The sequence below is a fragment of the Dyadobacter linearis genome, assembly GCF_907165045.1.
Taxonomy (GTDB): domain Bacteria; phylum Bacteroidota; class Bacteroidia; order Cytophagales; family Spirosomataceae; genus Dyadobacter; species Dyadobacter linearis.
This window is the reverse complement of the sequence record NZ_CAJRAU010000003.1, coordinates 578,530-605,258: the sequence shown is the minus strand read 5'-3', so window position 1 is coordinate 605,258 and position 26,729 is coordinate 578,530. Positions and strand designations below refer to the sequence as shown.

Here is a 26,729-nt window from a genome sequence, read left to right as displayed (position 1 = left end):
TGATTCATGAATCCAACAATGAATGACAATGACTGACCACAAATGACAATTAGTGACTCAAAATAACCATCCCTACGCCCACTCCTTTGCCCTTTTCTGTTCCCGCATTTCTTCAAATTGAATCGAAGGATCTTTGGCTGGGGTATTGACAAAATGGGAGAACCGTTTCCTTAGCTCCGGATTGTCCACTACTTCTTTCCATTCGCATTGGTACACGTCGATCAGCTGCTGTAAATCGCTTTCCAGTTCCGCCGCAATGCCCAGCACATCATCTACGACCACGGCTTTCAGGTACGACATGCCGCCTTCCATTTTGTTCAGCCAGGTGGCGGTCCGCGCCAGTGGGTCGGCGGTTTTAATGTAAAACATCAGGAAACGGTCGATCAGGCGGAGGCAGGTTTCTTTGTCCACGTCGGTAGCCAAAAGTTGCGCGTGCTGGGGTTTGGAGCCGCCATTTCCGCACACATACAGATTCCAGCCTTTTTCCGTAGCAATAATCCCAAAATCCTTGCTTTGGGCCTCGGCACATTCGCGGATACAGCCCGATACCGCAGATTTGAGCTTATGCGGCGAGCGCAAACCTTTATACCTATTCTCGACCTCAATCGCAAAACTCACCGAGTCTTGCACACCAAACCGGCACCAGGTGGATCCTACGCAGCTTTTTACAGTCCGCAAAGATTTTCCATACGCGTGGCCGCTCTCGAAACCTGCGTTGATCAGTGCTTCCCAGATTTCCGGTAAATCGCCCAAATGTGCACCGAACAAATCAATGCGCTGGCCGCCGGTAATCTTAGTATACAATCCATATCGCTGCGCTACCTGGCCGATCACGATCAGTTTTTCAGGGGTAACCTCGCCGCCTGGTATTCTCGGGACAACCGAGTAAGTGCCTCCTTTTTGAATATTAGCAAGATATCTGTCGTTTGAATCCTGAATAGGCGCGCGGTCTTTTTGCAAAATGCTTTCATTCCACAAACTCGCAAGCAGCGAAGCCACAAGCGGTTTACAAGTCTCGCAGCCGTCACCTTTTCCAAAGGTATCAAGTACATTTCCATACGTTTTCAATCCATTCATTTTTACCAGATCCAGCAATTCCTGGCGGGAGTAGTCAAAATGCTCGCAGACCACATTCCGGACGTAAACGCCGTTTTGTTTCAATGTGCCCGTGATAATGTCTTTCACCATCGGAATGCAGCCGCCGCAGCCCGTACCCGCTTTGCAGGATTTTTTAATGGTATCAATAGTATGGTTGCCTTTTTCGCTCACTTCGTGGCAGAGCATTCCTTTGGTAACCGCTTCACAGGAGCAGATCAGCGCATCGTCGGGGAAGCTCATCACGCCTGCGCCCGCTTCTTCGCCGCCTCTCGATCCTAATATCAGATCTTCCGAATCGGGCGGCAGGATCGTTTTGTTCTTGCACGTTTGCAGCAGCATATTGTATTGCTCGGCGTCGCCCACGAGGATCCCGCCGAGCAGCGTTTTTCCATCGGGACTTACATTAATGCGTTTGTAAATTCCTTTGGCTTTATTTTCGTAACGAACTGTGGTACAAGCCGGCTCTTCGATAAACGGATCTCCAAAACTAGCGACGTCAGTATCGATCAGTTTGAGTTTGGTTGACATATCAAAAGGAAGAAATTCCTTTTCTCCACCGGTCAGTTTCGCAGCAACTACATCGGCCATTTCGTAGCCTGGCGCGATCAGCCCGTAGATCATGTGGTGTGCCAACGCGCATTCTCCTATTGCAAAAATGCTGGGATCGGAAGTTTGCAGCTGGTTATCGACGATAATACCGCCTCTTGGGTGCGTTTCCAGTCCCGCGATTTTAGCAAGCTCGTCGCGCGGCCGGATACCCGCAGATATGACCAGCATATCTACTTCCAGGAAAGACTGGTCGGCGAACTGCATTCCCTCAATACAATCGCCGCCTTTGATTTCCTGCGTATTTTTGGAAAGATGAATATGCAGTCCCAAGCTTTCCAGCTGACTTTGCAGCATTCTGGAACCGGCCTCGTCGATCTGTCTTGGCATTAACCTGGTAGCGAATTCCACCACGTGCGCTTCTTCCAGACCGAGGTCGAGCAGTGCTTTTGCGGCTTCCAATCCCAGCAACCCGCCACCGATCACCGCACCCTTTTTAGCTTTCCGTGCATAGGACTGGATCAGTTCGAGGTCTTCAATAGTCCGGTACACGAACACACCGTCTTTTTCAACCCCTGGAATAGTAGGGACAAACGCCCCTGAGCCGGTGGCCATGATCAGGTAGTCATATTGTACTACAATACCATGATGAGAACGAACCAGTTTGTGTTCCCGGTCAATATCGACGACAGGATCGGACAAATAGATCTTTATACCATTATCCGCATACCAGTCTTCACTAGCCAGCGTCAAATCGTCGGCCGTTTTGCCGGCAAAGTATTCGCTTAAATGTACGCGATCGTACGCCACACGCGGCTCTTCACCAAATACAGTAATGCTGATCTGCTGGCTTGCCTGCCGCTTCGCCAGAAGTTTTTCACAAAACTTAAAACCGACCATTCCATTGCCAATCACTACAATTCTGATGTCTGAGATATGTTTCATAGTATATAGTAACTATTAGTTTGTAAATCAATTATTATTTTATTGGATTATTCTTATTTTATGATATTTCTCACCGTACTTATTGCACTCAAAACTAAATGGCAAATAGTCATTTTCCTAATTTTATATTCTTAAATATGGTCAATTGTAAATATATATTTTGGTCAAAAGGTTGTTTTGTAAAATTTAGCTTCTAATTTTGATGCCGTAGTAATGATGGTTATTAACTACTATACATAGTACATTTTCAATATTCACTCCTGTATTACGAAACAAATGGAAGCTAAACTAACATTGGTTGGTGCCGGGCCGGGAGACGGAGAGCTGATTACCTTAAAAGGGATCAGGGCACTGGAAAAAGCGGACGTCGTACTGTATGATGAACTCGCCTGTCATGAATTGTTGGACTTCGCGCCGGCGCATTCCATGAAGATCTACGTAGGAAAAAAAGTGGGTGAACCTTCATTTTCACAGGAGGAAATCAACGGTCTGATCGTGCGGCTTGCCCGGAAGAAAGGTCACGTGGTGCGTTTGAAAGGTGGCGATCCATTTGTATTCGGCCGCGGACACGAGGAAATGCAATATGCCAGGGACTGTGGTGTGACGGTGGAGGTTGTGCCGGGCGTTTCAAGCTGTATCTCGGTGCCTGCGTCGATGGAAATTCCGGTTACCCGCCGGGGTGTGAGCGAAAGCTTTTGGGTGATCACCGGTACTACCCGCGACGGTTCACTTTCAGACGATATGCAGCTTGCGGTTCAATCGAAAGCTACTGTGGTAGTATTAATGGGATTGGGCAAACTGGAAGAGATATGCGCATTGTACAAGCGTTTCGGTCGTGGACATTTGCCGATGGCAGTGATTCAAAATGGAACGCGGCCTGACGAAAAAAGTGTGATCGGTCAAGTTTGGGAAATGCCCCAGCTCGTGCGTGAACAAAATATCGGAACGCCCGCCATTATGATCATGGGCGAAGTAGTGGCCCTGCATCCTTCTTACGCACTGGAATATCTGCATAGTAACGGTTTGGCCTGCTAACTCTTCTACCCCGAAAATATAATATGAAAACAGCTATACGCATCGTAATAGCGGGTTTATCAGCATTGCTGGTAGGTTCGGAAGCATTTGCCCAGTTCAGTTTATCGGGTCAGCTGCGAACGCGCACTGAGCTACTTCACGGGCAGGGATCTCCTTTGTCCAAAACTGATAAGCCGGCGTTTTTCACTTCCCAGCGTACCCGGCTGAATGCGGTCTACAAAGGTTACCGGATGCAGTTTTTTACGGCTTTGCAGGATGTACGCGTTTGGGGACAGGATGCTTCTACCAATAATAGGGTTACAAATCAGCCTCAAAACGGTCTGATGCTGCACGAAGCGTGGGGCGAGATCAGTTTGCTGGATACCAACAAAACCAGGCTGGGTAAAGTGTTTTCGGTTAAAATAGGAAGGCAAGAACTGCTTTACGACGACAGCCGGTTGCTGGGAAATCTGGACTGGCTCCAACAGGCAAGGCGACACGACGGTGTTTTGCTTAAATTTGAAAACAACGGATTTCTCGCACATATTGGCGCTGCGTATAATCAAAACCGTGAGGCGAGGAGCGGGGTGTTATACGATGGAGTGCCAATAGGTTACCCGGCCGGGACTAATGGAATAGGTACCATGTACAAATCCATGCAGTTTGGTTATTTAGGTAAAAAACTGAAAAAGGGTAATGCTTCTTTTCTATTGTTCAAAGATGATTTCCAGAAGTATAAGTTAGATTCAGCGGGTGCCAAAAACCTGCGCCCCGGCACGTGGAAGCGCATTACTGCCGGTCCTTACGTGCAAACTGCATTGGGTAAATTCTGGAACGTGACAGCCAGCGCCTATTACCAGACTGGAAAAGACAGAGACGGAAAGTTGCTGAGCGCGTGGATGTATTCTGTTCGCGGCTTGTATAAGATGACGCGCAACTTTTCAATTGGACCAGGTTTCGACTATACCTCCGGCTCGGCGGCAGGATCTGCCAAAAATCACACATTTGATCCATTATACGGTACTCCGCACAAGTTTTGGGGACAAATGGACTACTTCTATGCAGCCAACGGTTTTGGTCGGGGCGGTCTGGCTGATTTTTATATTAACACACTCATAAAACCTTCCTCAAAACTGACTATACAGGCTGATCTGCACCAATTTTCCAGTGCAGCGACGGTCCGGAATGCGCAGGACCAAAGGCTGTCCTCCAACTTCGGCAGCGAGCTGGACGTGATCGCAACCTACAATCTCACCAATATGATCAGCTTCCAGGGCGGGTATTGCACTTTCCTTCCTACGAGTAGCCTGGCGGCTGTTAAGAATGTAAAAGATCCGCAGAAAATGGCCAACTGGGCTTATCTGATGATCAATATCAAACCCGATTTTTTGAAGTAAGTCCCGACGTAAAATCATCATTTCAAAACTCTTATTACAATGGAAACGACTCAGAAGCCCCTTGAAAAGTTGAACATTTTTAGTTTCAAAGGCGTACAGATGCGTACCTTTCATTTGACGTGGATGGCGTTTTTTCTATGTTTTTTCGGCTGGTTCGGCCTGGCCCCGCTGATGACGATCATTAAAAAAGACCTCGGGCTGAGCAAGGAACAGATCGGCAATATCATCATTGCTTCTGTCGCTGCCACGGTGGTCGCCAGGATTTTAATCGGCAAACTTTGCGATTCGTGGGGGCCAAGAAAGACTTATGCGGCTTTAATGGGCGTTTGCTCGATTCCGGTTATGTCTGTCGGGCTCGTGCATTCGTATGAAGCATTCCTGCTTTTCCGCCTGGCGATCGGCGTGATCGGGGCATCGTTTGTGATCACGCAATACCATACTTCGGTGATGTTCGACCAGAAAATCGTCGGCACGGCCAATGCCGTCGCGGGCGGCTGGGGTAACCTCGGCGGCGGGATCACAAATATGGTAATGCCGCTTGTTTTCGGATTTTTCATTAGTATGGGCTACCTGCCTGAGTCGGCGTGGCGCGTGGCGATGATCATCCCGGGCGTATTCCTTTTCATCTTCGCATTCGTTTATTACCGTTTTACAAAAGATACCCCTGCGGGAAACTTTGAGGACCTGGCAATTGCCAATCCGAAAGCTGTCAAGACAAAAGGTGCATTGGCGAAAGCTGCGAAAGATCCGCGTACCTGGGCATTGTTTCTGGCTTATGGTGCATGTTTTGGGATAGAAATTACTTTTGATAATGTAGCGGCACTTTACTTTTTTGAAAACTACGAAACTTCGCTGGCTACCGCCGGGATACTCGCAGGTACTTTTGGTTTTATGAACATTTTCGCCCGTGCGATCGGCGGTATTCTGGCTGACAAGGTGGGTAACAAATATGGTATGGTAGGAAAAGGCAGGTTGCTCGCCACGCTATTGTGCCTGGAAGGGATCGGTATTGCACTTTTTGCGCAAAGCGGCAGTCTGACGATGGCAGTAGTGACGATGCTGGGCTTCGCGATGTTTCTCAAAATGGCAAATGGGGTTACTTATGCAATCGTGCCCTTCATTAATAGAAAGGCGATCGGCTCGGTGAGCGGGATTGTCGGCGCGGGCGGGAATGTAGGCGCGGTGCTGGCTGGGTTTCTATTTAAATCGAGCTCTATTTCCTATTCAGAGGCATTTATGTACATCGGGGGGGCTATTGCTTGTATTGCTGCGGTGGTGGCATTAGTGAATTTTGAGAAGACACAAAACATCATGGCCGAGCGCCTATCTCCGTCGGCTGAGGCCGTGGGGAGTTGAGTGCTAGCGGTGTCGCACTTTCCGTCGGCTGAAGCCGTGGGGCTTGGGTACTACCGGTGTCGCACCTTCCGTCGGCTGAAGCCGTGGGGACTTCAGTACTAGCGGTGTCGCACTTTCCGTCGGCTGAAGCCGTGGGGCTTGGGTACTAGCGGTGTCGCCCTTTCCGTCGGCTGAAGCCGTGGGGCTTGAGTACTACCGGTGTCGCACTTTCCGTCGGCTGAAGCCAACGGTTATTGATAAGGGCGGGGCGTTTCACTGCCGCCGATTGCATCATCGCCCCATTCGGTCATTCAATCATTCGGTCATTCAATCATTCGATCATTCAATCATTCAATCATTCAGCGCATCGGCGCCCGCTCATTCAATCATTGAACATGAAACCAACATCATTCAAATCGACCTGCTGTTACTGTGGCGTGGGCTGCGGGGTGGTGGTGACGAAAGAAAGTAATGGTCAGCTGAGCCTCGAAGGTGACAAAGAACATCCTTCCAATAAGGGTATGCTTTGCTCCAAGGGGATGAACCTGCATTATACCGTCATGGACCAGTCGGACAGGCTGTTGTATCCCCAAATGCGGATGAACCGGTCAATGCCGATGCAGCGGGTTAGCTGGGACGATGCGTTGGAAAGAACTGCTGCGGTTTTTAAAACATTCATTAAAAAGTTTGGCCCCGATTCAGTTGCATTTTACGTTTCGGGACAATGCCTTACGGAAGAGTATTATCTTGTTAATAAGCTGATTAAGGGTTTTATAGGTTCTAATAATATAGATACCAACTCGCGGCTCTGCATGAGCTCGGCGGTAATGGGCTACAAGCTGGCACTGGGCGAGGATAGTGTGCCTGTGTGCTATGATGATATCGAGGCGGCCGATGTTATGTATGTGACAGGCGCCAATCCTGCCTGGTGCCACCCGATTATTTGGCGTCGGATCGAGGCGCATAAAGCGGCCAATCCCAATGTAAAGATCATTTGCGTGGACCCGCGCCGCACCGATACTGCGCGTTCTTCCGACCTCCATTTGCAGATTATTCCGGGTACTGATATTGTGCTCAATCACGCAATAGGAAGGTTATTGATTGAAAACGGGTACGTTGATAATGAATTTATTCTCGACCATACCGACGGTTTTCAGGCGTATTGTGAAAAAGTAATGCAGCGTACGATTGCGGAGGCGGCGGAATTATGTGGTGTTGCAAAAGCGGATATTGAACTGGCTGCCGATTGGATCGGACAGTCGCGCGGATTTCTATCCTTTTGGACAATGGGGCTGAACCAGTCCGTGATCGGCGTCAATAAAAATCTTTCTCTCATCAATCTGCATTTGATCACCGGCAGAATTGGCACCCCGGGAAACGGACCTTTTTCACTGACAGGCCAGCCGAATGCAATGGGAGGCCGCGAAACGGGCGGGTTAGCGAATATTTTGCCTGGTCACCGGGAAGTAGCGAATGCAGCTCACCGTCGGGAAATGGAAGATTTTTGGGGTAGTCCGGTGGAAATTGGCAGCAAGCCGGGACTCACGGCGACTGAGATGTTCGAGGCACTGGCGGACGATAAGCTGAAAGCGATCTGGATCATTAATACCAATCCGCTGGTGAGTATGCCGGATATGAATGCGGTGGAAAGTGCGCTGAAAAAAGCGCGTTTTGTGGTAGTGCAGGATGTTTCGAACCGGGCCGATACCGTGCATTTTGCCGATGTTGTATTACCCGCGTCAGCCTGGCTGGAAAAAGAAGGTACAATGACGAACGCCGAGCGGCGCATCACGCATTTACCCAAAGTAGTGAATGCACCCGGTGAGGCCTTGCCAGACGCGGAAATTATCTGGCGGTTTGCGGCGAAAATGGGTTTTGGAGATTCATTTAATTATAGTAGCGCTTCGGAGGTTTATGATGAATATGTCAAAGTCACAGCAGGTACCAGTATTGACGTTACCGGCGTAAGTCACGCTGTTTTGCAACAAAAAAGAAGTGTACAGTGGCCATTTCCTGCGGAGGCAGACACATTTGACCAAAAAAATAACAACGCCCGGCTTTTCACAGACCACCAGTTTTACACTCCCAACAAAAGAGCGCAGATCCACGTGGTCGACGATGAAAACAGGTCGGAGCCGGTGGATGAAGATTTTCCGTTGATATTAACTACAGGCCGGATCAGGGACCAGTGGCATACGATGACCAAAACAGGCCGGGTCGCGCGACTAAACAAACATATTCCGCAGCCTTTTTTGCAAATTCACCCAACCGACGCAGCGAAGCGAAATATAAGCGACGGTCAGCTGGTCACTGTGCGGGGCAGGAGAGGAGAAGTTCGGGTAAAAGCACAGGTTACCGAAGATGTGCGCCCGGGATTGTGTTTTCTGCCAATGCATTGGGGTAAAATATTGGGTAGCAACGGCGTGAGGGCCAATAATATCACAAGTTCGCTGGTGGACCCACGTTCCAAAGAGCCGGATTTCAAGTTCTCGGCGGTGGAGGTTAGTCTCTATCAAAAACCGGTTGAAAAAATCATTATCATAGGGGCAGGCTCCGCGGGACTGGCCTTTATCAATGCATACCGCGCATTAAATCAGGAAGATCAAATTCACGTTTTTTCCAAAGAGGTCAATCCATTCTACAACCGAGTCATGCTGCCCGACTATATCAGCGGGGCGCAGCGCTGGGAGCAGTTAGTCAGGTTGCGTGAAGATCAGTTTGAAGAGCATAATATAATAGTACACAAAGGATTAGGTATCGCGCATATTGACAGAAAAAACAAAATTGTAATTGACAGCGATGGCCAGGAACATACTTACGACCAGCTGATCCTGGGTACGGGCAGCCGCGCATTTATGCCAAAAGGAGTGCCGCGGCTCAAAGGGATCTTTAATATGCGCTCGCGTCCCGATGCAGACGCATTACTGCCGTTTTTAACCCCAAAAAACCCACACGCTGTGATCGTCGGCGGTGGTATCCTGGGTTTGGAACTGGCGGCTTCATTTAGGGAAATGAATGTAAAAGTGACCGTGATCCAGCGCAGCGGCCGTTTTATGGAGCGACAACTCGATACGCTCGCGAGCGAATTGTTATACCAGGAATTGCTCGACCGGGGAGTTGAAGTGTTTTTTAATGATGAGGTAGCAACATTTTCCGGCACGGACAAGGTGGAAGGCATTCGCCTGAAATCGGGAAGGAAGCTGGATTGTCAGGTGGTGGTGATGACGATGGGAACGGTGCCGAATATTGAGCTGGCCCGGGAGGCGGAGCTGGACTGCAAGCGGGGCGTGGTGGTGAACGATTATATGCAGACTTCGGATCCTTCCATTTACGCAGCCGGCGAGATCGCGGAATGGAACGGGAAAATGTGGGGGATTACTATGGGGGCGGAGGAGCAGGCGGCCGCGATCGCCAGCTATCTGGCAGGCGATATTTCGCAACCCTATAAAGGCAGTATTTCGATGAATATCCTGAAAATGGAAGGTTTGCACCTGTGCAGCATCGGACTTACCGAAGTGCCGGCGAACGATCCTTCTTACGAGCAGATCATTTTCACGGACCAATCAAAAAGATATTATAAGAAGTGCATTGTTCACCGCGATCGGCTGGTGGGCGCGATTATGATTGGGGATAAGAATGAGTTTGCCGAGTTCCGCGACCTGATCGCCAGCGGCACGGAGCTTTCGGAAAAACGCTTGCAATTGTTGCGCGCCAGCAAACCTGCCGAGCCGCTGATTGGAAAGCTGGTTTGCTCATGTAACAATGTTGGAGAAGGGAATCTGGAAAAGGAAATTACCGGCGGCTGTGCAGATTTTCAGCAGTTGTGCCAGAAAACGGGCGCGGGAACTGGCTGCGGATCTTGCCGGCCCGAAGTGAAAGCGATTTTGAAAAAAGTATTGGAGGGAAATCTGGTGGCTGTTTAGCAAATGCTATTCGATAAACTGACGAAACCGTGAGAGACTATTATACCGTAAAGATCAATCTGCCGGGCGGCATTGCGTCGCCGGGATTTTTGAAAGAAGTGTTACTGGCTGCGTGGGAGGCGAATGTGAGGAAAGTTCGGTTTGGATCGAGGCAGCAAATGCTGATGACGGTTCATTACGAGGTGATGCGGTTTTTGGAAAAAGATCTGAAAAACAGGGGGATAAGTTATGAAGTAAATGGCGATCAGGCACCTAATATACTGAGTTCGTATTGCGGCGAGGACGTTTTCAGAACTGGCCAGTGGCTGGTTGCCAATGAATACCATTCCGTGCTCGACAGCATTGACTATGCGCCCAGATTGAAGATCAATATCTCCGATTCTAATCAGAGCTTCACGCCGTTTTTTACTGGTAACCTCAACTTTATCACCTCTCCTGACCCGCATTTCTGGTACTTATATGTGCGCCCGAAGCAGAGCAATGCTGTATTCCGGTGGCGGGAGCTGATTTATACCAACGAGATCGGGAAAGTGGCGAAGGCGGTGGAGGAATGTATGTTGGATGAAAATTTGACAGAAGAAAGAGCTTTGTACCAGGGAGTTAGCGAGCGTATTCACTATATATCGCAGCCTGCGGTGCAGGAACTGGAATTGCCTTCTTTTTCACTTCCTTATTATGAAGGTTTCAACAGGTACGAATCGCGGACCTGGCTGGGGTTGTACCGGCGGGACGAGCTGTTTTCGGTAGAGTTCTTGCTGGATATCTGTACGCTTTGCCTCAAAACCAAGATCGGGGAAATATGCGTTACGCCCTGGAAATCGATGATTATCAAGGGTATTGAAGATCAGTACCGGAACCAGTGGAGTGGTATTTTGGGAAAACACAATATCAATGTCCGCCACGCCGCAAATGAGCTTGCCTGGCAAACGGAAGATCACCACGATGAAGGAACGATCCTGAAAAATGACCTGATCCGCTATTTTGAAAAACACGATACACGCACTTTCGGACTTTGTTTCGGTATTCAAACGCGGCCGAAATCGGAAGTTTTCAGTTCGGTACTGATAAAAAAGCGTCCTGTTCTGCGGATCGGGCAGCTGGCTGTTTTTAGTCAGTACGATATTTATTACACTGAAAACTTTAATCCTAATAGTCGCCGGTTACTGCTTTTTGAAAAAGGACTTTATAAAATGCAGCTGGCGGTACAGCTGGAAAGGTTGTGCCGGCGGTTTAATAACAAGCGTTTGAAGGAGGAAATGCAGATTGCGCCTTCCGAGCCAGAAGAAGTTGACACATTTACGCCAACCCGGTACATTCACCAATGCCCGGACTGTCTGACAGTATATGATGAAAATTTCGGCGACCCAGTTCAGAATATTCCGGCGGGAACTTCCTTTGACCAGCTGCCACAGGATTACTGCTGCTCGATGTGCGGGACGGGAAAATCGGAAATGATATTGGTGGAGGAAGCGATCGTGGCGGCAGACTTCTGAAAAAATACTTACAAATAAAAAAAGCTCCTGATTTTTGATCGGGAGCTTTTCTGTACCGGGGACGGGAATCGAACCCGTACGAGCGTTTCGGCTCACAGGATTTTAAGTCCTGCGTGTCTACCAGTTCCACCACCCCGGCATCAGCCATTGATTGAAACTTTGGCACTTTTATGAGAAAAAAAGCACCGTCTCCGGTGCTTTTATCTCTGAGCGAAAGACGGGGTTCGAACCCGCGACCTCGACCTTGGCAAGGTCGCGCTCTACCAGCTGAGCTACTTTCGCAATACCCGATGCGATTATCGTGGTGCAAATGTATGTAGCCGCTTTTTTTGACGCAAGCTTTTATGATAAATATTTAGCAAAAAAAGTCCAGGCGAGGATTAACAAATTGTAAATCAAGCGCAGAAGCTGATGAAATTTTTTCTCAGTACACTTTTATAAACAGTATGAAGGTCGCATTTGGTTTGATCTGGAAGCATTTCGAATCCAGGCATGAAAATTACCGTCCGTCCCAATTCAGTTATCCATTTTATATTTTGATTACCTTTATCGTTGCAGAATATTTCTGTGGACGAGCGTGAAGTACTTTTGCAATTCACTGTTCCATTTGAATTGAATTTTTTAAATTAGCTTTTTCCATGTTTTCGAACGAAGTATTGTTTTTTGGAGGCTTCATAGTGATGATCACCATTATGCTCCTTCTGGACCTTGGCGTTTTTTTTAAGACGAAGGATCATATAGTGAAATTTAAAGAAGCGGCTGCCTGGACGGTGGCGTGGATTGCATTGGCGATGATCTTTTACGTTATCATCAGGACGCACGGGGACCTTATTCATGGAATGGAGAATTATGCGCAGCTGGAAGGTATTGCACAGAAATATGCGCCGCACCTGAAACTGATACCTGGGGATTTCGAGGCAAGTCTGGAAATCTATCGCAAGAACATGTCGCTGGAATTTATCACAGGTTACCTGCTGGAATACGCGCTGTCCGTAGATAATATCTTTGTTATTATCCTGATTTTCGCATCTTTTGGAGTAAGGCCCAAATACTATAAAAAAGTGCTCCTATGGGGCGTTTTAGGCGCAATCGTGATGCGTTTTGTATTCATTTTTGTTGGATCTGCCTTAATGCAGCGATTTGAATGGATTATTTACATTTTCGGTCTGCTGCTGGTTTATCAGGGAGGCAAGATATTCTTTGAAGGCGGAGAAGATGAGAAAATTGATCCTGCGAAGCACCCGGTCGTGAAGTTTGCATCCAAGTACCTGCCCGTTTTTCCAAGGTACGTCAGAGAACACTTCTTTGTATTGAAGAAAGGAAAATGGATGATCACGCCGCTTTTTGTGGTGGTTCTGATTATTGAATTTACCGATTTGATCTTTGCAGTTGACTCTGTTCCGGCCGTTTTCTCGGTCACAAAAGATCCTTATGTAGTTTTCTTTTCAAACATTTTTGCGATTATGGGGCTTCGTTCCATGTTCTTTTTCCTGAGCAATATCATGGGGCTCTTCCGATTCCTGAAATATGGGCTTGGTGTCTTGCTGGTATTTATCGGAGGAAAAATGCTGGCACACGCGCCACTCGAAAGAATGGGTTTCGAAACCGTTTATTCGCTTTATGTGATCCTCGGGATCCTTGCGATAAGTATACTCGCATCGGTACTTATTCCTGAAAAAAAGATTGCAGAGAACAAGGCATTGCCCAATAGTTGACCCCCAGGATCGTTTTGGTAGCTATGCACAGGATTCTGAAAGCCTATTTAAAGCGACTTACCAATCTTAGTACCCGAAATAAATCGCTCCTGCTGACACATTTGTCAGCGGAGCAATTTATTGATCTGCACGAAACGGACTTTCTGCTAGGCAAATCTTCCATTGAATTGATCAGTCAGCTGGTGCAGGCGAAAGCGCGCGTGGCAGTTTGCGATGTGGCGGATTCTCGGTATGAAAAGGTCAATCTGATTAGCAAAAGGCTTCGCAAGATCAGTCGTACCGAGCAGTTTATCCAGGAAGAGCGCGGCTCTCGCGACTTATTTGTCGGTTACCCGTTTATAAAAGGCAAGCTAGCCGACGGAACGCCTATTCATGCACCTTTCCTGTTTTTTCCTGTACACCTGAAAATGGATCGGGAACAGTGGTGCCTTTACCCGCGGGAGGATAGCAATATCGTGCTCAATCAGAGCTTTGCGCTGGCTTATGCGCATTTCAACGAAACTGCTGTTGCAGATGAAATTCTCGAAAAATCGTTTGAAGAGTTTTCTGATAACTTTTTGGAATTCAGAACGGAGTTGTATGAATGGCTGAAAACGACGCCGTTTAAAATCAATTTCAATCAGGCACTTTTTGAAGATAAGCTGATCTCTTTCACAGCTGAGAAATCTGCCGAGCTGGATGTAAATGAGCGGAACGGCGAACTCAAACTCTATCCCGAAGCAGTACTGGGCATTTTTCCGCAGGCAGGATCCTACCTGGTGCCGGATTATAATGTATTGATCGAAAGTCAGGAGCAGGAGCCGAAGCCGCTTCCTTTAATTTCTATCGAGGCTGATACAGAAGCAGTTTTATCTGAAAACACAAATGCTGCCAGGGTAAAAGAGGAGGAGATACTTACCCCTTTTCCGGTTGACGAGGCACAGGAGGAAATCATATTAAATGTCAAATCCGGGAAATCAGTTGTTGTGCAGGGGCCGCCGGGAAGCGGTAAATCGCAGCTGATATGTAACCTGACTGCCGACTTTGCTTCGAGAGGCAAGCGGGTATTGGTAGTTTGTCAGAAGCGGGCGGCGCTGGATGTGGTTTACCAGCGTTTGCAAACGATCGGAATGAGCGATTTCGTCGCATTAATTCACGATTTCAAGAACGACAGAGCAGAACTTTACCGGCAAATTGCAGCTCAGATCGAGAAAGTAGATACTTTCCGGAAGCAGAATTACAGCCTGGACGCAGTTTTTCTGGAAAGGCAATTTACCCAGAAAAGCCGGGAGATCGACCGGATCGTGTTGGAACTGAATGCATTCCGGGAGGCGCTTTTTGACGAAAAAGAATCTGGGGTAAGTATAAAAGAACTGTATTTGACGAGCAGCTTGCAGTCGCCGCATGTACAGCTTCAAGCGTATTACAGGCACTTTCGGCTTGATACCTGGGACGATTTCAGGCGAAGGTTGAAAACATATTTCGATTACAGCCGCCACATTCAGCCTCAGCATGAATGGTACCAGAGACGAAGCTTCGCGCAATTCGGTATTACGGAGCTGCGAAATATGGAAAGTATGTTGCGGGACTGGCCGGATGCGTTTTTTAAACAAAAAGAAAAATTTGAAAACCTGACCGGAGAAGATTTTGCCATTCAGTATCTTGACAAAAGGGCGGAAATACTGGAAAGGATAACGGATATTTTGCAGCTGGTTTCCGAAGGTAATTCGTGGCATTTATTCAGGAATTATGTCGGTTCAAATGCCAACTGTCACGAAAGGCTGGCATTTATCCGGCAAACTACCGATACGTTAGAAGGATTTTTGCAGGAAGACGGTATTGAATTTTCACTGACATCTTCCGGGTTGAATGCATTTGCATTAAGTCTGAAAAAGGCGGTAGAAACAAACGAATCGGCTGTGTCAGGTTTTTTCTGGGGATTTTTTAGCAAAGAAAAGAAGGCGATTGAACAGGTAGCGATTGAAAACCGGCTTACTGTTTCCCTGGAAGATTTGAAAAAATTGCAGCTTAAATTACGAAACCGGCAGGAGTTGGAAAGCTGGCTGTCGCATGAAAGTTTGAGTTTACAGCGTGTAAATGCTGATTTGAGTACTATCCGGTCTGCGGAAGGTTATCTTCAACTATTCAGGCAGGCAGAATCGGCTGCGGATGCGGCGGTGAGAGCTAATTTCCAGCCATGGAGTGATATTTTAAAAAGAATCGCGGCGCAATCTTCGGATTTCTTTGCCTTTGAGTCTACACTGAATGCGCTCAAAAAATGGCTGGAGACCTGGGATCGAATGGAAAAGGGAATGCTGCCCTATCTGTTGCCGCAGCAGATCAGGAAGCTTATTCAGGAGCCTCAGGATTATTCGGGCAAACTTCTCGTTTCGCTGACTAAAGATTTTGATTCGCTGGCGGATATGGACCGGATTTATGCAGAAATGCCCGCGATCGAGCAGAATGTCACGTCACTGGTTTTGCAGGAAAGTCGTAAAGTTGAGTTGAAAGCCCCAGAGGAAATGGTTGCGCTTTTTGAAAATAGCGTCAAATTATCCTGGATCGAGCACATTGAGACGAAATATCCGCAGCTGCGTTCTGTTACTTCATTGAAAATGAGTCAGTGGGACGCTGATCTTCAAGGTAGTATCAGCTCAAAACAGAAATTGAGTATTGATATCAATGCGATAAAACTGCGCGAAGGAACCTATGAGCATATTGAGAAGAACCGTCTCGGTAATACGGTAACATATCGGGAACTAGGACATCAGGTGACCAAAAAGCGGAAAATCTGGCCGATCCGGAAAATGATGGAAAGTTATTCCGAAGAGGTTTTTTCACTGATACCTTGCTGGATGGCGTCTCCCGAGGCCGTTTCTGCCATTTTCCCGATGGTGGAAAATCTGTTTGACCTGGTCATTTTTGACGAAGCCTCGCAGTGTTACGCGGAATATGGGCTGCCGGCGGCTTTCAGGGGTAAGCAGCTTGTGGTGACGGGTGACAGCAAGCAGTTGCCGCCCAGTGACTTGTATAAAGTCAGGTACGAGGATAGGAGCGAGGAAGATGATTTTAATGCTGCGATAGAAATAGAATCGCTGCTCGATCTTGCCGCCCAGTCGCTCGACCAATTTCAGTTAACCGGACATTATCGCAGCCAGTCACTGGATCTGATCGACTTTTCTAACAAAAGCTTTTATAAAGGCACGCTCCGGCTTTTACCCGAATTTAGCGATATTAATGAGCATCAGCCTGGTATTCAGTATATTAAAACGGAGGGAATCTGGAAGAACAATACGAATTTAATTGAGGTTGAAAAGGTAGTTGGTCTGGTAAAGGAACTGGCTGTCAGCGGAAAAACGCTGGGTATTGTTACCTTCAACTTCTACCAGCAGGCGGCTATTCTTGACAGTCTCGAAAAGGAAAATATCAACGTTCCGGACCTTTTTGTAAAGAATATCGAGAACGTGCAGGGAGATGAACGTGACATCATTATTTTTTCGATGGGTTATGCACCCGATGAGCGCGGCAAGCTTTCCATGCAGTTTGGTAGCCTGAATATGCAGGGTGGTGAAAACCGGTTGAATGTGGCAGTAACACGCGCAAGGGAGCGGATTTATTTTGTGACCAGTTTGTGGCCGTCACAATTGCAGACGGAACAAACTGCCAATGCAGGTCCTAAAATGTTAAAAGCTTATTTAGAATATGCGCTGGATGTGTCAGAAGGGCGATTCAAGCCAACTCCCGCACCAGTGCAGCATTTCAGGTCTGACTGGCTTTTGAAAGAGCGTATCGCCGGATTCAGTGCGAATTACGAGAAGGAACTTCCGTTTGGGGATATTACCGTAAAATCAAAAGGGGCTTACAAGGGTCTGATTTTGACGGACGATGATCTCTATCACGAGAGCAAAACATCCAAAGAACCACACGCTTATCTGCCCCTTCTGCTACGATTAAAAAACTGGCCTTTCAAACGGGTTTACAGCCGTGAATATTGGTCTGGAACCCTTGATAAGGATATTCTATAATTCTTTAATGCGGATATTTCTGTAAGACACTTTATCTCCGTGATCTTGCAAAGCAATTTTACCTTTTGGCGAAGCACCGAAACCTTCCCAGGTTTTGAACTTGCTGTTAGCTACCAATTTCTCCCAATCAGCACCCTGAGTAGGGAAATCAACTACTTTTTTCCCATTCAGCCAGCTCTCGCCGCGACCGCCTTTGATCACTACTTTCGCCTTATTCCATTGTCCGGCAGGTTTTACCGTCTTAAAATCATTCGGTGGCAGCATATCGTACAGGGAACCGGATTTGTGGTTACCGGCTTTACCAGCCTTTGCATCAGGGTGATTTACATCGTCGAGTACCTGGATTTCCGGGCCGGTTGAATAGGGGCAGCAGTATTTTTTATCTTCGATCACGTGATAGATAATGCCGCTATTGCCGCCTTCCGCTATTTTCCATTCCAATTCGAGTTCGAAATCCCCATATTCCTTGTCAGTAACGAGATCCTTTCCGCCTTTTTCAGTCAGTACGATTGCATTATCCTGCACTTTCCATTGCGGTAATACTTCATCCGACTGCCAGCTGTGCCAACCGTTCAACGTTTTGCCGTCGAAAAGCGTAACCCACTTTCCTTTTTGTGCTTCCGCGTCGTTGGATGAAAAAGCCAATGCGAATATCGCCACCAGTGATGCTCTGCTGAAAGCTTTCCAATTCGTGTAATTCATGTTCTCTTTGTTAAAAATTTGGATCACAATATTAAGTACTTTTGAGTTTTTAAATACTTATTTCGGGCGAAAGTTCAGCAGGTACGGTATTGTTACGCGCCCTTTAAAACAAACTTCTCAAAATGGCTTCTATATTTTCAAAGATCGTAAACGGAGAAATTCCTTCGCATAAAATTGCTGAAAGCGACGATTTCCTGGCTTTTCTCGACGCATTTCCCATCGCATTCGGACATACTCTGGTAATTCCCAAAAAGGAGGTCGATTACCTGTTCGATCTCGATGATGATACCTATTCCAGGTTGTTGTTGTTTGCCAAAAGCATTGTTCCGGCCCTTGAAAAAACGGTTCCGTGTATCAGAATAGGAGTCAGTGTGATCGGTTTGGAAGTGCCTCATGCGCACATTCATCTGTTGCCGCTAAATAGCATGGGCGATGCAGATTTTAGCAAAAAGATCAAAATTTCGCAGGAAGAATTGGCTGCGCTGGCTATTCAGATCCGTGAAAATTTACAGGGTCAGTAAAAGAAGAAGTCTTTTCTGATACCGAGCATGAAACCGTGGGTTTGACGGTAAAGATCTCCGATATCAGTAGCGTAAGAGCCTTTTACGGTCAATCCGCCGAGCACATCAACCTTGGTTTGTAATCCGAATATTCCCGAGAACTGTTTGGGAACGCTCAGGTATTTTTCCAGATAGGTTCCGTAATTAAGCGAATATGACAATTTCGTTTGCCACTCCAATTTCCTGAAAAGTGTTCCTTTGAGCCCAAGGTGGTAGAGCAGCACGCGATTATTGCTCGTGAAGTTGTCCGCATACAAAGGCCATTTCCAGCTGGTTTGTGAAGCGGGTGGAATAAAAGGCGTTCCGATCGTTCTCCCAAAATAGGACCAGCCGTCGCGTACCTGCTGATTGTTGAAATAGTTGTCGTGGCCGCGGTATTTACCATCTCCAAGTACAAAAATATCGCCGCCCTGGTTTTTTGTATAGAGAATTTCAAAGACACCTTCCGTAATCTCAAAATTGGCGCCGTAAGAGTTTTTCTTTTTAATTCTCGCCCCGTACAATCCGTCGTTCAGGGTGGTCAAATAAAACAGAGAACCATCTTCGTAAACGAACTGACGATAAAGGAATATGCTCATTCCATAAGTTTCGATTTCGATTGCCGCGTCAATAGAACCCAGGTGATTTCCAATGCGGCTGGTACTATCAAAATGCGTGATATTGTCGCCGGAACCGCCGATTGCGCCGGTTATTGCATTGATATAGTTAGAAAATCCGTCAGGCAGTTTTCCATCCTCAGCTGTCAGGTAGGGAGATTTTCCGCCCCACTGGACCTGGTGGTTGAAGCCTCCGTATAGTTTGAGTATGGAGTTGGGCTTTCCAATGCGGAGGTAAAACGCTTTTTCATGAAATTTCAATCCGCTCGTGATAGGCCGGTCTCTTTCAAAAATACCATCTGAATAGAATGCCTGGAATGAGATCCACTTTTTAGTGAAAGGTACCGGGACAAAACGGGTAGTTCCAAGATGAATTTTCGGAATAGGAAGCGCATTTCCGGACCAGGCATAAGAACCTGAGCCTATTGTAGAATCCGCCAGTCCAACCCACTGTTTTTTTCTGCCCACATAAAGCTCCCAATTCTTATATCTGATCGTCGCATGTAGCTGAGGAATAAGTACTTTGGAAAATTCTCCCACATTAGCGACCGCCTCAACGCCGGCTCCGACTCGGAACACATTTCTGTTTTGATTATCAGCAACTGGCCAGTATCCTTCAATTCCCGCGCGCGCAGACCCAAACGGACCAATAGTTGGCACTGTCCCGAATTGGTTGGCCTGTTGCCAGAACGGAATGTAGCCATTCGTGGTACCCGCTCCCAGCAATTCAATATAGTTCGTGGTGGAATCTGTGTAAATCTCAGGTTGCTTACTATCGGATTGGGGAAAACCGATGAGTGGTAACAGTAATAAAAAAAGTAGATAATGATATCTCATATAAATACCCTCATGCTTTTCCGCGATGTGTATAATGGTGCCATTCTGGTAAAAATAGGTATTACTTTTCGGTTTTCATATTGCATTCAGGCCAGAAAACAGGCGTTAATCAATAAATCCGCTCTTTCGAAAGCCGATCATTATGCCGGTTGAATTCTCGTACAGATCACCAAAATCAGAAGATATACTCGTGAAAACTGTACTTCCTTTTAAAACCTTTATATTTTTTTCAACATTCAAAATCACCGAAGCCTGCTGTTTAACCGAACCGAAGTCACTTATAAAAGTCCCTGAATTCCGGGAATATGTGCCTTTGAATGCGAGCCTCAAATTCATCCAGGTGGCGGTTATACCAGTATGAAACGCCCACAGCCGATTATTATTGGTGAACTCCGACTTACTCCACGGTAATTCTTCCCTCGTATTTCCTGCATTCGGTATCAAAGGAGTGCCAATGCCACTTCCGTAATATGACCAGCCCCGGTTGAATAGGTAACTGTTGTAATAGTTGCCACTTTCAAAAATTGCCAGTCCGGAAAGTGGATTCTTGTTGATCTGATTCTGAGTTCCAAGTACTTCAAGCAGAAAGGATTGAAATGCAAAATAGGTCTTACTTTTCGGAAGCGGCTTGAGTCTTTTAACACTTACTCCATTCAACCCGTCAGTATAATTAATGATCTTGAAAAGAGAACCCGTTTCGTAAATATTTTGCCTGTATATGAAATACGACCAGTTCTTTCCTTTCCATTCTCCCCCTATATCTACGGTACCGAAGTGATTTCCGATTTTTCTGTAATCGACAGTCTTGCCAATGATCGTGTACAAATAGGCAGTCGGCGGGTCAAGCTTCCGTAGCGGAGTAGTCTCTGCCTCGCCTCCCCAAACTGCCTGATGGTTAACTCCTGCATATATTTTATAGTGATCCTGCTTTCCTCCGATCCTGAAATACAGACTCTTATGGTGAAAATAGGAGTTTGGTATCCAATTTACGCTGCCATAATTAATCCTGCTCGAGCCAAGGTAACCGTCGGAATAGGAAAACTTGAATGCGACGAAATTATTAGTGAAAAAAAGTGGGAAGTATTTGGGAATTGCGATTTGTACCCGTGGGAATGGGCGCGAATTGCCAGCCATCGATAAGGAGCCGGAAGTCATCGTCGTATCCATCAACCCGGTAACCATTCTCTTCTGCCCCGCCAGAATTTCAAACACGTTTATTTTGGCAGCAAGATATGCGTCTGACAAAAATGCATTACCCGATTTACCATAGCTGCCTATTCCTTGAATCCCGCCACTCCACTGAAATGTTCTCGGGTTATTAGGGTTGTAAATTTTGTAAATACCTACATCTGCCAGCCCGAAGTTACCGTCCAGCGGTACGCTACCGTGCTGATTGGCATATTGCCAGAAAGGTGTTCGGCCAGTGGCGCCTGCCGCTGTGATCGAACCTTTATAATAAAGCGTTGAGTCCTGAGAGAAAGCAGTAAAAGCAAAGCAGGAAATGCAGAGGATTAGACAGAATCGAATCTGGCAGACGGGAAAGGGCATTTAAGTATAAAGAAGTTATTCCTCCGTTGATCAATTGATATTTTGCCAAAGTTATCGGATAAAACCGGATTTTTTCCATCCAACCATCAGCGCGGCGCTATTAGGGAACAACTTGCCAAAATCTGTGGCCAAATCGATTGTCAGCCGGTCATTTTTCCTGGCAGATAAAGGGGTATTGATAGAAAACAAAAGTGAGGTCTGTCTTACAGTCCGGGGGAATTCGGTGGAGTAGGAGCCAAAGTTGAATGAGTGACTGCCTTTGAAGATAAAATTCGCCCTTCCATACGATACGGCGAGGCCGAGGTGATAGGCGAACAATCTGTTATTGGGTGTAAAAAGTGCTGGTGATGTTTGTAAATTTTTGCGGATTAAATGCTGCGGTGCGATAAATGGCGTGCCCAGGCTTCGGCCGCGGTAAGACCAGCCCTGGTTGTAGACGTAATGGTTGAAATAATTGTCTCGTCCGAAAGTGCCGGTCGCAAAGTCAAATACATTTCCTCCCTGGTTTTTTGTATAGAGAAATTCAAGTAGCATTGTATTGAGTCGAACAGAGCGGACTATCTCATTTGTTGAATTTCGCTTGATCCTGAATCCGTTCAGACCATCTGCCAGATTACTCAGGTTGCTTAGTGAACCATCTTCATAAACATTTTGCCGGTATAAAAAGGACGTCCATTGATCACCCTTCCATTCAGCGGCTACGTCAATCGTTCCAAAATGATTGCCCACCCGACTCGCCGCCCAGGGTTTCCCAAAAACAATGTAACTGTACGCTTGTTCCATTTTCAGCCCGCCGCTGAAAATCTGGTCTTCGCTTCCCCACATTACCTGGTGATTGAACCCGGCGAAAAGATTTAACCGGTGCCGGTACCTGCCAAGCTTAATATAAATCGATTTTTGATGGAAGTAAGTCTCGCTTACACGATCAATGTTGCCGTAATGCACATTTGCCGGACCCAAAAGCCCATCGGAATACGAAAATTTGAAAGAGATAATATCATTCAGCGGAAGCAAACTAACGAAACGAACCGTGCTGAGCTCAATTTTGGGATACGGGCGAAAATTGGCCGACATCGCAAACGAACCGCTCGTCAGCATGGAATCTGCCAGGCCCATTGCCCGGTTTCGTTGTCCGACACTTAATTCAAACGGGCCGGCTTTTCCTGCTATAAATAAGTCTGAGAAAAATGCGGTTGATTTTTTTCCGGCATTTGCAACCAGCTCAGCGCCGGCAGCCCATTGAAAAAACCTGGGGTTGTTGGGGTTATATACCCTGTGCAGGGTGGCCTCAAAAAGAGCGAAGGAACTTCGGGTGGGAACTGATCCGTTTCTGTTGGCATGCAGCCAGAAAGGTACAGCCGGAGACGACCCGGTTGCGGCGGCCCTGAGCGAATAATAAAAGGTGGAATCTTGCGAAAAGATATTCGAGGCACTGGTTACTGCGAGCAGCAACGTTAGAAAAGTAACCCTCATTCATCAGCGTGTTATACCTGTAAAGCATTATAGTGAAAACACTACCTGCCTCTTTTGCGTAGGATAACAACGGCGGTCAGCAGGATGATTTTAAGCTCTAAATAAAGGCTCCAATTTTTGATGTAATATAGATCATACATCAATTTGTGCCGCGCATCGAAAACTCCTGCCCCGTAAGAATACATAACCTGGGCATATCCGGTGATTCCGGGTTTGATATTATGCCGCATGTTATAATAGGGAATCGTTTCGTCGAAGGTTTCAGTAAAAACCTGCCTTTCCGGACGCGGACCGATCAGCGAAAGGTCTCTTCTGAAAATATTGATCAGCTGAGGAAGTTCGTCAATACGGGTTTGCCGCATGAAAGAACCGTAAGAAAAAGTTCTGCTATCGTTCTTCTTCGAAAATGAGGCTCCGTTCTGCTCTGCATCGAGCCGCATAGAACGGAACTTAATGCATTTAAACGCTTCGTTATTCATTCCCACCCTTTCCTGGTAGTAAAATATAGGCCCGGGCGATTGCATTTTTATTCTGAAATAACTGAGTATCCAGAGCGGGAACGTGCAAAGGAAAAGAATGATAGAAATGCAGACGTCAATAATTTTCTTTGGATATCTAACTCTCTTTCCGAATGATGGCAGGGAAAGCAGATTGGGATTTATTTCTGAAACGTCGTCAGGGATGTAAACTTTTTTAAGGATCTTTTCGCAAAAGTCGTAAACGGTATTAATCCGGATCGATTTGTTTTTGCGGACAACCAGCTCGTATATAACCCGGTTTCTGCGATCGTATTGGGGATTTGTGACTAAGTGGATCTTCTCGAACTTGTCCAGCATCGGCCTTACCGTGTGGTTGAGAAGATAATCGTCATCAGAACTGTGGGGTATCAGAATGATCTCCTTATATTTTTTCAGAAGCAGAGCGAGATCATATTTCTGCAAAAAGTAATCATAACTTGTGACAATCAGTACCTCTTCAGAAACGGAATTTTTACTTAATAAGCGATGAATATACCGTTTCTCAGATACGTATGTATTGCTCATATGTGTGTATTTTTAATGAGAGAGATAGTGTTGTGTTAACTTTTGTGTGTTCGGAACACAAGTTTAGTTATAAACTTTCTAAAAAGGAAATTATGTTTTTGTAAATAAATATAATTTTTTGATGATGCCGGAAACAAAAAGGCTTACTAATGAGGCAGTAAGCATAATGTTTTAAAAACTATTGAATTATTTTGATTATCAGCCTCCACTTGTTTCTATAAATAAAGTTCGTTTCAATTATTCTGCGGAAACTGTCGACCCAACTCTATTGTAAGTTTTGAACCAGGATACGAACGCTGCAACTCCATCTTCAATATCTATTTTTGGTGCGTAGCCCGTCGAGTTCCGGAGTGTTTCCGTGTCCGCCCATGTCGAAACGATATCACCGGGAGCCATTTCACGCATATTTTTCACCGCTTCTTGTCCGAATGCATTTTCCAGGCAGGTTATGAAATGGAGCAGATCCACTGGCTTGCCGTTTCCAATATTGAAAACCTGGTATTTGGCAGACAAATCAGTATCTAAGACACTAACGATGCCGTCCACAATATCATCTATGTAGGTAAAATCGCGTTTCATCAGCCCGTTGTTGTAAACGGTAATGGGGTTCCCTTTGGTAATGGCGTCGGCGAATAGGAAAGGGGCCATATCCGGCCGGCCCCAGGGCCCGTAAACCGTAAAGAATCGCAGGCCGACGGTCGTAAAATCGTATAAGTGACTGTAAGCGTGCGCCATCAGCTCGTTCGCCTTTTTCGAGGCCGCGTATATATTGATCGGCGTTTCTGACTTCTGTTCAATCGCAAACGGTTGTTCCGTGTTCAGGCCGTAAACACTTGAACTACTCGCGTAAACCAGCTTTCGCGGTGGGAAAAGCCTGCAACATTCCAGGATATTGAAGAAGCCCTCGACGTTGGATTTGAGATAGCTGCGCGGGTTTTCCATACTGTAACGAATGCCAGCCTGGGCGGCCAGATTGACAACGTAGTCAAACCGATTGGCTTCAAAAAGTTGCGATAGCTCGTCCATTTCTGTGAGATCGAGCTTATGAAAAACGTAGCTGCTCTTTGAACTTGAATATTCTTTTCCGTCAATAGCGTCATCGATCTCTATTCCGCATTCACGCAACCGGTCCAGTTTCAGATCGACCGAATAATAATCGTTGATATTATCGATTCCAACAACACTATGTCCATTTTCAACCAGTTTTTGGACCAGGTGAAAACCAATGAAACCTGCCGCACCAGTAACCAGTACTTTCATGATCGATATAACTTAACTATTTGACTGTAAACGGTTTCTTCTGAGAATTCTTCCAATGCAAGTTGCCGGCTTGCCTCACCCATTGCTTTCCATTCCGACTGTTTCGACAACATTTTTATCACCGCATTTTTGATCTCAGTTGCGGAACGGGGTTTGATAATATATCCGTTCTTGTCCTGGATTACGGTCAGATTGCAGCCTGGGACATTGGTGGTGATAACAGGCAGGCCGCAGGCAAGTGCTTCCAAAATACTCCTGGGAATGCCTTCCCGGTAATAGCTGGGAAGTATAAAAACGTCCGACGCGTTGAGGAATTGTGAAATGTTATTTTGTCGGCCCAGAAAACGAATTAAGCTATTTGTCTGAAACTTGTCAATAAAATCGCGGGTCACAGTGCGCGGGTTTTTATCGTCAGGTTCTCCTATGATGAGCAGTTGGAGGTTCTCTTTCAGGTTTGCCGGCAGGGATTCAAAAGCCTCTACCATTTCAGCAATTCCCTTTTCCCAGATAAGCCGGGTAGTGCACAAAAAGGTCACTTTCGAGCTTTTAATTACATTTTCAGTTCTGTCGGGCGCAAATTTTTCAATATCAACCCCACTTCCTTTTACTACTTTGATCTTATTCCTGAAAGATCTTTTGAACAGAAAATCATCGTAATCGTCCGGATTTTGAATAATGACAAGATTCGCCCGAAGAAACTGGATCAGAAAGAGTATCTGCTGGACAAGTTTCAAGAAACGGTATTTCAATCCGGTATTCGCAAATGCAATTCCCAGACCGGCAATGTGCAATACGACGCGCCTGGACGTGAAGATATTGGAGAAAGAATTGATCAGGTTGGGGACGAATTTGAAGGAATGCACCAGATCTATCTTATTCTGATGTGCAAATTCACGTACCTCGAAAATCGTTTTGACAAGGTTTAGCGGATTGGTATTGTCTCTCTCTAAACTGGAATTCTGAACAGTAAATCCGTGCTCATTGATGAGGTCGGTATATTTGTCCTGCGGAAGCATGACGAACACCTGATATCCCTGCTGCCTGAGATATTTTGCAAAAGAGATTCTGGCTTTGAAAAAATCTTCCCCGTCATGGGCGAGAAGAAGGATGTTTTTACCGGTCATTTCTGAAAATACAAGTCAAAAATGCCTGATCAAGAATAAGAGGAGAATCCATTTGATGGAATTCTGAATCGCCTTTGGTGAAGCAAGGCTGTCTTAAAGCTGCTGCTGAGTACATA

The 26,729-nt window shown here is 46.4% G+C and carries 16 protein-coding genes and 2 tRNA genes; 8 read left to right on the top strand and 10 right to left on the bottom strand.

The features are described from left to right. Positions 1-72 precede the first annotated feature (72 nt). Positions 73-2,589 (bottom strand): nitrite reductase large subunit NirB, encoded by a 2,517-nt coding sequence (nirB, locus tag KOD92_RS12985; protein ID WP_215233997.1) that lies wholly within the window; start codon positions 2,587-2,589, stop codon positions 73-75. A 276-nt stretch (positions 2,590-2,865) separates the two neighbouring features. Between nirB and cobA the strand changes: the two genes are divergently transcribed. From cobA to KOD92_RS12960, 5 genes are all read left to right on the top strand, one after another. Continuing rightward, on the top strand, positions 2,866-3,624 hold the full coding sequence (cobA, locus tag KOD92_RS12980; RefSeq protein WP_215233996.1) for a uroporphyrinogen-III C-methyltransferase: 759 nt from the start codon (positions 2,866-2,868) through the stop codon (positions 3,622-3,624). A 23-nt stretch (positions 3,625-3,647) separates the two neighbouring features. Further along, positions 3,648-5,000, top strand: a complete 1,353-nt coding sequence (locus tag KOD92_RS12975) for an alginate export family protein (RefSeq protein WP_215233995.1) — start codon at positions 3,648-3,650, stop codon at positions 4,998-5,000. A gap of 39 nt (positions 5,001-5,039) precedes the next feature. Continuing rightward, positions 5,040-6,356 (top strand): NarK family nitrate/nitrite MFS transporter, encoded by a 1,317-nt coding sequence (locus tag KOD92_RS12970; RefSeq protein WP_215233994.1) that lies wholly within the window; start codon positions 5,040-5,042, stop codon positions 6,354-6,356. Between the two features lie 374 nt (positions 6,357-6,730). Then, entirely contained in the window at positions 6,731-10,258 is a 3,528-nt protein-coding gene (locus tag KOD92_RS12965) for a nitrate reductase (protein WP_215233993.1), read from the top strand. Between the two features lie 29 nt (positions 10,259-10,287). Then, on the top strand, positions 10,288-11,751 hold the full coding sequence (locus KOD92_RS12960; RefSeq protein ID WP_215233992.1) for a rubredoxin: 1,464 nt from the start codon (positions 10,288-10,290) through the stop codon (positions 11,749-11,751). Positions 11,752-11,804: 53 nt separating this feature from the next. On the opposite strand, the gene KOD92_RS12955 is transcribed toward KOD92_RS12960, so the two are convergent. Both KOD92_RS12955 and KOD92_RS12950 read right to left on the bottom strand, forming a co-directional pair. Continuing rightward, positions 11,805-11,890 (bottom strand) — tRNA-Leu (locus KOD92_RS12955). Between the two features lie 70 nt (positions 11,891-11,960). Then, positions 11,961-12,033 (bottom strand) — tRNA-Gly (locus KOD92_RS12950). Between the two features lie 356 nt (positions 12,034-12,389). Here KOD92_RS12950 and KOD92_RS12945 point away from each other — a divergent pair. Further along, positions 12,390-13,466 (top strand): TerC/Alx family metal homeostasis membrane protein, encoded by a 1,077-nt coding sequence (locus KOD92_RS12945; RefSeq protein ID WP_215233991.1) that lies wholly within the window; start codon positions 12,390-12,392, stop codon positions 13,464-13,466. A gap of 23 nt (positions 13,467-13,489) precedes the next feature. Continuing rightward, a complete protein-coding gene (locus KOD92_RS12940; protein ID WP_215233990.1) occupies positions 13,490-17,470 on the top strand; it encodes an AAA domain-containing protein in 3,981 nt (1,326 codons plus the stop codon). Here the strand turns inward: KOD92_RS12940 and KOD92_RS12935 are convergent. Next, entirely contained in the window at positions 17,465-18,172 is a 708-nt protein-coding gene (locus KOD92_RS12935; protein WP_215233989.1) for a 3-keto-disaccharide hydrolase, read from the bottom strand. The two genes, KOD92_RS12940 and KOD92_RS12935, sit on opposite strands and share 6 nt — an antisense overlap. Positions 18,173-18,294: 122 nt before the next feature. Between KOD92_RS12935 and KOD92_RS12930 the strand changes: the two genes are divergently transcribed. After that, positions 18,295-18,693, top strand: a complete 399-nt coding sequence (locus KOD92_RS12930) for an HIT family protein (RefSeq protein ID WP_215233988.1) — start codon at positions 18,295-18,297, stop codon at positions 18,691-18,693. Here the strand turns inward: KOD92_RS12930 and KOD92_RS12925 are convergent. The 6 genes from KOD92_RS12925 to KOD92_RS12900 all read right to left on the bottom strand — a co-directional run bounded on the left by KOD92_RS12925 (position 18,687) and on the right by KOD92_RS12900 (position 26,613). After that, positions 18,687-20,165, bottom strand: a complete 1,479-nt coding sequence (locus tag KOD92_RS12925; protein WP_215233987.1) for a capsule assembly Wzi family protein — start codon at positions 20,163-20,165, stop codon at positions 18,687-18,689. The genes KOD92_RS12930 and KOD92_RS12925 overlap by 7 nt on opposite strands. A 105-nt stretch (positions 20,166-20,270) precedes the next feature. Next, a complete protein-coding gene (locus tag KOD92_RS12920; protein ID WP_215233986.1) occupies positions 20,271-21,713 on the bottom strand; it encodes a capsule assembly Wzi family protein in 1,443 nt (480 codons plus the stop codon). 51 nt (positions 21,714-21,764) lie between these two features. Beyond that, positions 21,765-23,186, bottom strand: a complete 1,422-nt coding sequence (locus KOD92_RS12915; RefSeq protein WP_215233985.1) for a capsule assembly Wzi family protein — start codon at positions 23,184-23,186, stop codon at positions 21,765-21,767. A gap of 41 nt (positions 23,187-23,227) precedes the next feature. Continuing rightward, on the bottom strand, positions 23,228-24,229 hold the full coding sequence (locus KOD92_RS12910) for a sugar transferase (protein ID WP_215233984.1): 1,002 nt from the start codon (positions 24,227-24,229) through the stop codon (positions 23,228-23,230). A 237-nt stretch (positions 24,230-24,466) separates the two neighbouring features. Beyond that, positions 24,467-25,489: an NAD-dependent epimerase/dehydratase family protein gene (locus tag KOD92_RS12905; protein ID WP_215233983.1), complete on the bottom strand. Its 1,023-nt coding sequence runs from the start codon at positions 25,487-25,489 to the stop codon at positions 24,467-24,469. Next, positions 25,486-26,613: a glycosyltransferase family 4 protein gene (locus tag KOD92_RS12900; RefSeq protein ID WP_215233982.1), complete on the bottom strand. Its 1,128-nt coding sequence runs from the start codon at positions 26,611-26,613 to the stop codon at positions 25,486-25,488. The genes KOD92_RS12905 and KOD92_RS12900 overlap by 4 nt, the downstream gene beginning before the upstream one ends. Positions 26,614-26,729 lie beyond the last annotated feature (116 nt).